A 10,250-nucleotide genomic window follows, 5' to 3' on the forward strand; every position below is an offset into this window, starting at 1 on the left:
GGATTACACTCTGCTCTCAGATAAATGAATAGAAGGGGCTAATGTAGCCTTGGGACAACGAATTTTAAACTCGCTACCCTTCCCAACTTCGCTGGTTAATTCAAGATGCCAGGCGTGCGCTTCAACAATTCGCTGAACATAGCTTAACCCAAGTCCAAATCCTTTTACGCTCGCCTGATTATTCTCGCTGATCCGGTAAAAGGGTTTGAAAATTTTTCGTTGCAAGTGTTTAGGAATGCCTAACCCACGATCAATCACAGCAACCATCAGGTTAGATCGGTCCCCCTCTGTCTGAATAATTAGTTCGGGTTCGCCAGGGCTATATTTTACGGCATTGTCGAGCAAATTATGCAGTACATTCGTCAGGTGCATTTTGTCGGCCAGTAGAATAGGTTGCGTAGCCTGCAATCTCAATTTCAGATAAGGTCCATGTCGTTCGGCGATAGACTTTATCAGATCGTGTACATTAACGGCGTCTACGTTAATGGCTAACCGATCACGGTCGGCCCGCGCCAAACTCAGCATCACATCGACCTGCTGCTGTAATCGCTGAGTTTCTTCCTGAATAATATGAATATACTTGTCGGTACGTTCCTGCGATGACCTGCCAAATGGAGTGGCCAGAATATCGGCCGCCATCTTGATGGCTGATATAGGCGTTTGGAACTCATGAACAATAGTATCCAGTACTTCTTTGTGTACGTATGGCATCTGATGCTCACGGGCATTGCGCCACATGAAATAACCAATTACACAACACATACCCGCCAGTGATACCCACAAATACCATCCTAATCGTTGTACATCGGGTGCAAAATATACTGATATCGCAAACGTTGTGATTACAAGTAATCCATAGTACAAGTTGCGTACAACATACGTAGCTATATTATTCATAGACGGCGGAGTTGGATACCGAAAGTGTATATAGCCCGGAGACTAAGAGGCCGGGGCTATAGACGTAAAGTTATACCATTCCGTCACATACCAATGTCGATATTTTATTATAAATAAAAAAAGCCCGGCAATGCGGGCTAATTACTAGTATACTAAAATTGATATTTCTACCTAAGAGCCAGACTCTTCAGAAGTCGTTGTGGTTGATTCTACGGTAGTTGGTTGAGTAGCTGGGGCTGTCTTCCGGGTAGTTGGCGCGGCAGTTCGTGGCCGGGCAGCTGGTTTGGGTTTAGGCGTAGCGGGGGCACTTTCTTTAGGCGTTGTTGTAGGGAGCGGCACTGCTTTCAGCACGGGTGCAGCGGGGGCTTCGTCTTTCTTTACCTTCTTGGCCTTGGTACGAGAGGCATTCTTCTCGGCCTTGGCAGCGTTCTTAATTGCTTTTTTGGCTTCTTTGTGTGCCTTCTTCTCTTCCTTCTTTGCCACCTTCTCGGTCAACTTGCCGAGCTGCTTCTTTTCCTTCTCCACCAGTTTGCTCAGACGTTTGGCCAATTTTTCGGCGGCCTTTTCAATCGTCTTCTTCACTTTTTTGGTAGCTTTTCCTGCCTCAGTTACTTTTGCTTCTACTACAGTGAGAATGTCTGCCGCCAATGAATTGGTTGGGGTCTGTTTTTTGTTGCTTTTAGCCATGGTTTTCAATAGATAAAAAATCTACAAAGGAATACGAATTTTTAGGGACAAACAAAAGCCCAATGTTAAGTTTTTGTTATCTTATTTACGAAATCATAGCAAATAATTCCCGCCGTTACGGCAATGTTTAGCGAGTGCTTAGTACCAAATTGAGGGATTTCGACTACGTGATCGGCCCGTTTCACTACACTTTCCCGAACACCCATTACTTCATTGCCGAATACGAAAGCATATTGTTTAGTCAGGTCGGGGCGAAACTCCGGTAGCATTATACTATCAGTCGCCTGTTCAATCGCCACAATAACGTAACCACGTACCTGCAATTCACCAACCAACTCATCAATATCGGGGGCGTGTTGCCAATTTACTGATTCGGTCGCGCCGATGGCTGTTTTCGTAATGTCGCGGTGAGGAGGTGTACCGGTGATACCACATAAATACAGCGTATTGGCCCGAAAAGCATCGGCTGTTCTGAACACCGAGCCTACATTATTCAAACTACGAATATCATCGAGTAACAGACAGTAAGGAAACTTGTCGGCGGCTTTAAACGCATCAACCGATAGTCTATTTAGTTCGTCGAGGCTGAGCTTACGCGGGTTGTTCATAAAGGCAAAGTAAACACAGAGCGACTAAGCAAACAGCGTTTTCTTCACGCCTGACCGCTACATTGACTAACTCGACCTATCAGAGGTGTTCTAGAAAACACTTCCTTTCCCGGCTCAAATGGGCTAAATTTGTTTAAACTTCTGTACCCCATTTTAGTGAAGACGATCACCCCCAACAAGCCTCAGAAACCAGCCAAAGAAACGCCGCTCAACAAGCAGTTCAACCAGGTGAAAGCCAAGTACCCCGGCGCACTACTTCTCTTTCGAGTGGGGGATTTCTACGAGACCTTTGGTGAAGATGCCGTTAAAACCAGTCGTATTCTGGGCATTACGCTTACCAAACGCAACAATGGCGGGTCGAACGAAGAGCTTGCCGGTTTTCCGCATCACTCGCTCGATACGCACCTGCCCAAGCTCGTACGGGCGGGCGAACGCGTAGCCATTTGCGATCAGCTCGAAGATCCGGCAATGGCCAAAGGCATTGTGAAACGGGGGGTTACGGAGTTGGTTACTCCGGGCGTTTCGTTCAACGACAATGTGCTCGACACCCGCCGGAATAACTACCTGGCGGCCGTGCATTTTGGCAAAAGTGGCGGTGATGAGTTCGGCATCTCTTTCCTCGACATTTCGACGGGTGAATTTCTGGCTTCGCAGGGCAACGCCGCCTATATCGACAAGCTGCTGCAAAGCTTTAACCCAGCTGAGGTGCTGTACTGCAAGAGGAATCGGGCCGAGTTCGGTACCCTTTTCGGCGATAAATTTCACACCTTCACACTTGAAGACTGGGCGTTTACCTACGATTTTGGTTATAACTACCTGCGTCAGCATTTCCAGACTACTTCGCTCAAAGGGTTTGGCATCGACGGGTTGCCCGATGGTATTATTGCGGCCGGCGTCATTCTGCATTACCTCAACGAAACCGAACACAAAGACCTGCAACACATTCAGCGCGTCACGCGGCTGGAAGAAGACAGGTACGTTTGGCTCGACCGGTTCACCATTCGTAACCTCGAACTGGTTGCCGCCCAACAGGAAGGCGGTATTCCACTGATTCAGATTCTCGATCAGACCGTTACGCCAATGGGTGCCCGGTTACTGCGCAAATGGCTGATGCTACCCCTGAAAGACCGTGCCCTGATCGATGAGCGGCTAAATCTGGTGTCGTTGCTGCATCAGAACGATGATTTGCTGGACACCATGCTGAGCCACCTCAAACAGATCGGCGACCTGGAACGGCTAGTCTCTAAAGTGGCCGTACGGCGCATCAATCCGCGCGAGATGGTGCAGTTGAAACGGTCGTTGCAACATGTTTTGCCAATAAAGGAAATGCTGATAACGGCGCTGAATCAGCATGCCGACGCTCCATCATTGAAAAAATACGCCGACCAGCTTAATCCCCTTGCCTTTTTGCTCGATCGAATCGAAGCCGAACTCCGCGACGATCCACCGGTGCTTTCCAATCAGGGTAACATGATTCGCACAGGTATCAACGAGGAGCTCGATGAACTGCACAAACTGGCTTATTCGGGTAAAGAATACCTGCTACAGTTGCAGGAGCGCGAAGTACAGCGTACAGGAATCTCTTCACTTAAAATTGCTTATAATAAGGTGTTTGGATACTACCTGGAAGTAACCAACGCACACAAAAACCGCGTTCCCGAAGACTGGATTCGGAAGCAGACGCTGGTCAACGCAGAGCGCTACATTACGCCGGAGTTGAAAGTGTATGAAGAAAAAATCCTGAACGCTGAAGACCAGATTTTCAGTATCGAAACCCGGATGTTCGCCGAACTGGTAGCCGCAACGGGTGAATACGTGGCCGCCATTCAGCAGAATGCGCGTGTTATTTCGGTGCTCGATGTCTTATCGTCATTTGCGAAAGTAGCGGTAAAAAATAGGTACGTTCGCCCGGTACTGAACGACAGCAAAGCCCTGACGATCAAAGATGGCCGCCACCCGGTTATTGAACAACAACTACCTCCAGGCGAACCCTACGTACCCAACGATGTACACCTCGACGATGAAACGCAGCAAATCATTGTCATTACAGGTCCCAACATGGCGGGTAAATCGGCGCTGCTGCGGCAGGTAGCCCTGATTGTACTGATGGCGCAGGCGGGCAGTTTCGTGCCTGCCTCATCGGCCGAGATTGGCATCGTCGATAAGATCTTCACGCGGGTAGGCGCCTCCGATAACCTGTCGCGGGGAGAGAGCACGTTTATGGTCGAAATGACCGAAACGGCCAGTATTCTAAATAACCTCAGCGAGCGCAGCCTGGTGTTGATGGATGAGATCGGGCGAGGTACCAGCACCTACGATGGCGTATCGATTGCCTGGGCCATTACTGAGTACATGCACAACACTGACTGTAGGCCCAAAACGCTGTTTGCCACTCACTACCACGAATTGAACGATCTGGCTGCCGATCTTCCCCGTATTCGGAACTACAATGTGGCGGTAAAAGAAGTGGGCAACAAAGTCATTTTCCTTCGCAAATTAAAGGAAGGTGGCTCGGAACACTCCTTTGGTATTCACGTGGCACAAATGGCGGGAATGCCGGGTAGCGTGGTAAAACGGGCGGCCCACATTCTGACCCAACTGGAGGCATCACATCAGCGCGAAGGCAATAAGGAAGCAATCCGCGAAGCGGGCTCAGGCAACGAGCGCGAGTTGGCGCTACGCATCATTGAAGCAGGTGACCCAAAATCAGAAGCCATTAAAGAAAAACTGCGTACGATCGACGTAAATCGCCTTACTCCTATTGAAGCCCTGCTCAAGTTGAATGAATTGCTCAAATTGCTCGAATGAGCAGAACTTACTTGACCGAAAGCGCCATTAGCGAATTAACGCCTGCTTATATAAACAATTGCTCATGATGAGCAGTGATCGCAAACAATCCCTATCTATCCTACGTTGAATATAGGTCTGATTAGATACTTGTTTAAACCTTGAGAACAGCTTCCTGTCCAAGATGCAGACAAGTACTTATTCACGCTTAAAACAACTGTAGAGATGAAAACGAATCAACGTATTATAGCTCTTGCTCTTTTGGTGGCTGTTTTCGTAAGCCCTTTCGCTAATGCCCAACGCAAGTGGAACCCCGAGGCAAAAGGTACTGCCATTGGTGCAGGCGTGGGGGGTGTAGCCGGAGCCCTTATTCACAAACGTGACCGCAAGGTAGGTGCCGGTGTAGGTTTGGCCGCTGGTGCCGCTGCCGGTTATGGTGTTGGCAAAGTGATCAGTAACCGCAACAAGAAAGCCGCCGCTGCCGCCCGCGCCGCCGAAGACCGCGAATTTGCCGCCCGTACAGCTACCGAAAACCGCGAACTCCGTTCAGGCACATCGAATCGTAAGGCAAGCGTAGCCAAGGCCGCACCAGTTGCTGCCGTTGCCGCTGGTGCAGCAGTTGCCGCCTCGCAAAACTCTCTATTGGCCGGTCCAGAGCCAGTTACAGTTCCGTTAGTACGAAACGGTTTTTTGCTCAACACAGCATATGGTGATCCGGGCACGGCCTATCCAACATCAGAATACCGCCGGAAAAGCTGGTAATCAATTAGATCTTGGATACTGGATGTTGGATAAGAATCAGACAGATTTAGTCTAGTATCTAATAGCCAGTATCCGATTTCCCAATCATCCACGCAAGACACCATTTCTTATGAAAACGATAGCACAATTTTTTGCGCTTGCCTTTCTGTTTGCAGCCTGTAACAAAGGCGGCGAACCCGCTAAAGTAGAAGCGCTCAATCAGCAGTTTATTCAGGCCTGGAATAACAAGGAAGCCGAAAAAGTCGTCGGTTTGCTCGACGATAACGTCCAGTTTCTTCAGGGTGAAACCCGATTTGCCGGCAAGTCAGAAGTAGCTGACAAATGGGTTCGGGCCACTATGCCGACCATTGGCAATTTAAAGCTCAGCACGGTTAGTACAGCCGCCGATACCCAGGTAGCGTATGAAGCAGGTACGTACTCCGTCGATGTATTGCCCGAAGTGGCGGGCGAGCCGGGCGGGTTGGGCTCAGGTAACTTTATGCTGCTCTGGAAAAAAGCCGCCGATGACAGCTGGAAACTGAGTTACGCGCAACTGGAAGGTTTACCCGTTAAGGCGAAGCAATAAACATAAAAAATGTCGTTTGCCTACGGCGTCATTAAGTGGTCATTCATAATCATTAATTGTTAGTTTATTAATGACTATGAATGACCACTTAATGACGCCGTAGGCAAACGACATTTCCTTTTATACTCCCGTTAAATAAGCGGTGTAATCGGTGGGGCGGGAGAGTATTTCTTTGTATAGCAACACCCGAAATAGGTAGTATCGGGTTTCGCGGGGAAGTTTCATCTGGTAATACGAACAGTCGGCCTGTTTTTTCAACTGAGCCTTCATGTAGCCCGGACCCACATTATAAGCGGCGGCTACCAACGACCAGGACCCAAACTGAGCGTACAGCTTGCGCAAGTATTTACAAGCTGCTACGGTCGCCTTCTGGGCATTAAATCGTTCGTCGTTTTTGCCACCCACTTTCAAACCTAGTTCGCGGGCCGTTGCCGGCATCAGTTGCCAATACCCCCCTGCCCCTTTCGGTGATACCGCACGAGGTTTTAGACCGCTCTCGGCTAGGGGTATGTATTTAAAATCGGCCGGAATATCATAGGCCGCCAGTGTAGAATCAACCATTGGAAAGAACGAATCAGCGCGTTTTTGTAGCGCATCGATCTTGGGCGATTGTGGTCTAAACAACGTAAACACATGCTTCCAGCGCGATACAACATCGGCTTGTTCAAAGGGCATTACCTCGCCGCAAAAATCTACGTCGAGCAACGGAAACTCCACATCGGTTGGTAGCAGACTGCTTCCGTTGGGCCAGGCTGGTCTGGTGAGCGTAGCAGCGGGGTTGTTTACGACCAGCAATGTTGGCTGATCTCGAGTGTTTTTCTGAGGCGCAAGAGGCGCAGTGTTAATTTTCGTAGCTGTTACAGCAGCAGGCCGGGCAAATGCCATCAGCAAGGAGAAACCAATCTTTTTAAGCAAAACGTACTCTACTTGGTGAATAGAGATAACGCTCCTTGCAGGAAAGTTAGTGCCCTGTTGCTGATTATTTTGCTATTCTTCGTTCGTAATCAGCGTGATACGTTCAATGTAGAAGCGGAAACTGGCAAAAGCAACCAGAAAGATACCCGCAATCCAGGCCCCACCACCAAGGCTCACGTATACCCATCTTTTCTGCTGATACGCTTCTATAGCCGCTAATACCATCAACACAATGCCAATCGTCAACAGCAAGGCATTGACTACGGCGCGGTTGTATGCTTTGCGAAGGTCATAGGCACCGTAGGCCCGATTCCGGTTGGCAAACACAATTTCGTCAAGATCAAGCTCTTCCAGCATTGTTTCTGAGGCCGATGAAGAAATGGCGTGTTTCTGTTGCAGATACTGCACTGGGTTATCATCCGCCTCGAGCTGAACCTTATCCAGCGATGCCTCGAAGGGTAAACCGATCCACATGAAGTGCTCAATTTCCTGACTGAACAGGGGTAACAGGGTAGTTGCCTGAGCAGGCGTTGCACCAGCCCTGTGCAGGTGGGTGCGTAGCTGATTAATCTGAGCGACAGTAAGAGTTTTCATGGCGTTTAAAAGGGTTTACGAGCGTTTTTTTCGTTGATAAAAAAACGGTTTACATTCCATAAATACCAGACAATTTCTAGCTACTCTTTTTGGAAGAAAATCAAAGAACCAGGAGTTGGCAAGGCGTTTAAGAAGCCGGTACGACAGGTGATAGTAGCAGAGCAGCCAGCATCTCAACGTCTTCGGATTCGTGAAACGCACTAATAACGATTCGGGTATTGGTTTTATCAGCGGCGGTTGGGTAGGCAAAAGAATAAACAAAAATGCCATTATTGAGCAGTTTGGGCGCTATGTCGTCGTGCTCCGTATAAAAAACGGGATAGCCTTTGGCCTGTTTGAACAGACCTGTTGAGCCAAGTAGCTGTTCGGCCAGAGAAACGTTCTGGGTTAATCGCTCGCGGGCTTCGGCATAGAGCGTATCGGCATTCAGATAAGCGTACGCATAGGCAGGTGGCATGGGTGAACACGCCCCGAAATAAGCCGTTCGTCGCAGGGCCGCTAATGTGGCCGGGTCACTAAAAATTACGCCCCCGGGCAAGCCCATTGCCTTGGCTAAAGAGGCTGTGACAATCAACCGCACGTTCTGATGATCCGCTAGCCTTTGAGTCAGTTGTGGCCATATTCCCTGCCCATTGTTTAAAATTCCCAAGCCGTGCGAATCATCTATGACCACATAAATCGTTTGGTTGGTGGGCAGCTTCGAAAGCCAGTCGAACGAGTCTGTTACCGACCGAATTGCATCTACTGAGTTGGTCAGTATGTAGGCAGGGCTCACGCCCTCCTGTTGCATTGGTAACCAATCAGCCTGTGCATTCAGCAAGGGCTGCCAAAGCGCCGGATGGGTACCCGGTGCCTGATAACCAACGCTTTGGGAACTAACGACGCTTGCTAACCAGTTTACCACCACTTGCCCGGCCAACATACCCGATGATACTGTCAGTGCGGCCGGAGCCCCCGCCAATTCAGCCAACTTGGCTTCGGCAGCCTCAAAAACAGCCAGTTGGAGATTACCGTTGCGCGACGAGCCAAAATGCAACCCATAACGCTGCACACCATCGGACAACAATGCCTGCATTGCCCGGTTTTGCGCCATACCAAGATAGGACGTACCCGAGAAAAAAAGATAATCCTGCCCCTGGTGCTGAATGAAACGGTCAGGCAGGTGATCAATCTGAAAAACGGGAGCCGTAGCCGACAACGTTGAACCCATACTTAATTACCAATCAACTATTTAATAGAAAAGATCACCCTATCAACGCTGCTCCGGTACCGTTTTCTGCCGCGTAACGTACCTGACCAAAATCGAAAGTAACCCCCGTAGCCGGGTCGTTGCTGATAAGCAGTGAACCATCCATATCTACGTAATCGAGCAGAGGAAGCAACTGGGCAATAGCCGAAATACCCACGCTCGATTCGGTCATGCAGCCAACCATTACGCGCAAACCGCGTTGGCGGGCTTCGGCAATCATTCGTCGGGCTGGCGTTAGTCCGCCACACTTAGTTAGTTTAATGTTTATGCCATGGAAAAAATCGGCACATCGGGCTATGTCAGCTTCTACAATACAGCTTTCATCGGCTATGATAGGCAATGGACTTTCGACAAGAAGCCGGGCCATACCAGCCCAATCATTGGCGGGTAAGGGTTGCTCAATAAATTCGACGCCAAGTTCAACCAGTCTGGGGGCGTAGGCCAGGGTTTGATCAACGGTCCAGCCGCAATTGGCGTCAACTCTAAAACGGGCATCGGTATGTTGCCGAAGCAACGAGAGAAGTGTCAGATCATCATCGCCATGGCCTAGCAGAGTACCGCCCAATTTTATTTTGTAGAGTGGCCAGGGCATCTCCTGCATTTTGCGCAGCATAATGGCAGGCGTATCGATGCCAATGGTGAAATTGGTGAGTGGAATATGCGTTGGGTCAAGCCCCCACTGCGCATACAGTGGTTTTCCGGCCCGTTTGGCTACCAAATCGTGGGCCGCTTCGTCGAGAGCACATTGCGCAAACGGATTTGTCTTCACTGCCTCATGCACCTTACCCCAAAGCTGTTCGGCTGTATGCCATTTGCCCGATTCAATGAGGGGACGAAGTTGATCGAGGTCGGTGATCATCCGGTCTATCGTAATTCCGTAATACGGGTTTTCTGTAGCTTCGCCGAACCCACTTAACAGGCCATCGCGCAGTTCAACAATCAGCGTTTTCTGCACATCGCGACTGTCGTGGGCAATGGTGAACGTGTGGCGCAAATGCAGATCAAAGCGGTGTAACAGCAATTCCATGCCCTCAAATTACGCATTCCGCCCCAAACGCGCTTAACTTGCCGGTGTATCAATTAAGAACGGTCCGCCGCTGCGGTTAAGAATTAAGAATTAAGACGGTCCGCCGTTGCGGTTGCGCTGCTATAGTACCTAGTGGTGATTCAGCAGCGCAACCGCAAC

The 10,250-nt window shown here is 49.5% G+C and carries 10 protein-coding genes; 3 read left to right on the top strand and 7 right to left on the bottom strand.

The genetic code is table 11. The features are described from left to right. Window positions 1-3: 3 nt before the first annotated feature. The 3 genes from ACAW87_RS24495 to ACAW87_RS24505 all read right to left on the bottom strand — a co-directional run bounded on the left by ACAW87_RS24495 (window position 4) and on the right by ACAW87_RS24505 (window position 2,192). On the bottom strand, window positions 4-897 hold the full coding sequence (locus ACAW87_RS24495) for a sensor histidine kinase (protein ID WP_370726294.1): 894 nt from the start codon (window positions 895-897) through the stop codon (window positions 4-6). A gap of 171 nt (window positions 898-1,068) precedes the next feature. Beyond that, a complete protein-coding gene (locus tag ACAW87_RS24500; protein WP_370726295.1) occupies window positions 1,069-1,584 on the bottom strand; it encodes a hypothetical protein in 516 nt (171 codons plus the stop codon). A gap of 65 nt (window positions 1,585-1,649) precedes the next feature. Continuing rightward, the gene (locus ACAW87_RS24505; protein ID WP_370726296.1) at window positions 1,650-2,192 is read right to left on the bottom strand and encodes an RNA methyltransferase; all 543 of its coding nucleotides are present in this window, start codon (window positions 2,190-2,192) and stop codon (window positions 1,650-1,652) included. A gap of 156 nt (window positions 2,193-2,348) precedes the next feature. On the opposite strand from ACAW87_RS24505, the gene mutS reads away from it, so the two are divergent. From mutS to ACAW87_RS24520, 3 genes are all read left to right on the top strand, one after another. Then, complete coding sequence (mutS, locus tag ACAW87_RS24510) at window positions 2,349-5,000, top strand: DNA mismatch repair protein MutS (RefSeq protein WP_370726297.1); 2,652 nt, start codon at window positions 2,349-2,351, stop codon at window positions 4,998-5,000. Between the two features lie 204 nt (window positions 5,001-5,204). After that, a complete protein-coding gene (locus ACAW87_RS24515) occupies window positions 5,205-5,741 on the top strand; it encodes a YMGG-like glycine zipper-containing protein (protein ID WP_370726298.1) in 537 nt (178 codons plus the stop codon). A gap of 109 nt (window positions 5,742-5,850) precedes the next feature. Beyond that, on the top strand, window positions 5,851-6,306 hold the full coding sequence (locus ACAW87_RS24520) for a YybH family protein (RefSeq protein ID WP_370726299.1): 456 nt from the start codon (window positions 5,851-5,853) through the stop codon (window positions 6,304-6,306). Window positions 6,307-6,426: 120 nt separating this feature from the next. Here ACAW87_RS24520 and ACAW87_RS24525 read toward each other — a convergent pair whose 3' ends face one another. The 4 genes from ACAW87_RS24525 to ACAW87_RS24540 all read right to left on the bottom strand — a co-directional run bounded on the left by ACAW87_RS24525 (window position 6,427) and on the right by ACAW87_RS24540 (window position 10,091). Continuing rightward, entirely contained in the window at window positions 6,427-7,221 is a 795-nt protein-coding gene (locus ACAW87_RS24525; RefSeq protein WP_370726300.1) for a lytic transglycosylase domain-containing protein, read from the bottom strand. A gap of 72 nt (window positions 7,222-7,293) precedes the next feature. Continuing rightward, on the bottom strand, window positions 7,294-7,815 hold the full coding sequence (locus ACAW87_RS24530; RefSeq protein ID WP_370726301.1) for a Sec62 family protein translocation protein: 522 nt from the start codon (window positions 7,813-7,815) through the stop codon (window positions 7,294-7,296). A 127-nt stretch (window positions 7,816-7,942) separates the two neighbouring features. Then, window positions 7,943-9,025 carry an aminotransferase class I/II-fold pyridoxal phosphate-dependent enzyme gene (locus ACAW87_RS24535; protein ID WP_370726302.1) on the bottom strand — a complete coding sequence of 361 codons (1,083 nt, stop codon included), beginning with the start codon at window positions 9,023-9,025 and terminating at the stop codon, window positions 7,943-7,945. 34 nt (window positions 9,026-9,059) lie between these two features. After that, window positions 9,060-10,091 (bottom strand): dipeptide epimerase, encoded by a 1,032-nt coding sequence (locus ACAW87_RS24540; RefSeq protein WP_370726303.1) that lies wholly within the window; start codon window positions 10,089-10,091, stop codon window positions 9,060-9,062. Window positions 10,092-10,250: the final 159 nt, after the last annotated feature.

This window comes from Fibrella aquatica, assembly GCF_041321135.1.
Taxonomy (GTDB): Bacteria; Bacteroidota; Bacteroidia; order Cytophagales; family Spirosomataceae; genus Fibrella; species Fibrella aquatica.

What these genes read in the sequence shown, in the direction of transcription:
- ACAW87_RS24495 (WP_370726294.1), bottom strand. Translation starts at nt 897, where the DNA reads ATGAATAATATAGCTACGTATGTTGTACGCAACTTGTACTATGGATTA.
- ACAW87_RS24500 (WP_370726295.1), bottom strand. Translation starts at nt 1,584, where the DNA reads ATGGCTAAAAGCAACAAAAAACAGACCCCAACCAATTCATTGGCGGCA.
- ACAW87_RS24505 (WP_370726296.1), bottom strand. Translation starts at nt 2,192, where the DNA reads ATGAACAACCCGCGTAAGCTCAGCCTCGACGAACTAAATAGACTATCG.
- ACAW87_RS24515 (WP_370726298.1), top strand. Translation starts at nt 5,205, where the DNA reads ATGAAAACGAATCAACGTATTATAGCTCTTGCTCTTTTGGTGGCTGTT.
- ACAW87_RS24520 (WP_370726299.1), top strand. Translation starts at nt 5,851, where the DNA reads ATGAAAACGATAGCACAATTTTTTGCGCTTGCCTTTCTGTTTGCAGCC.
- ACAW87_RS24530 (WP_370726301.1), bottom strand. Translation starts at nt 7,815, where the DNA reads ATGAAAACTCTTACTGTCGCTCAGATTAATCAGCTACGCACCCACCTG.
- ACAW87_RS24535 (WP_370726302.1), bottom strand. Translation starts at nt 9,025, where the DNA reads ATGGGTTCAACGTTGTCGGCTACGGCTCCCGTTTTTCAGATTGATCAC.
- ACAW87_RS24540 (WP_370726303.1), bottom strand. Translation starts at nt 10,091, where the DNA reads ATGGAATTGCTGTTACACCGCTTTGATCTGCATTTGCGCCACACGTTC.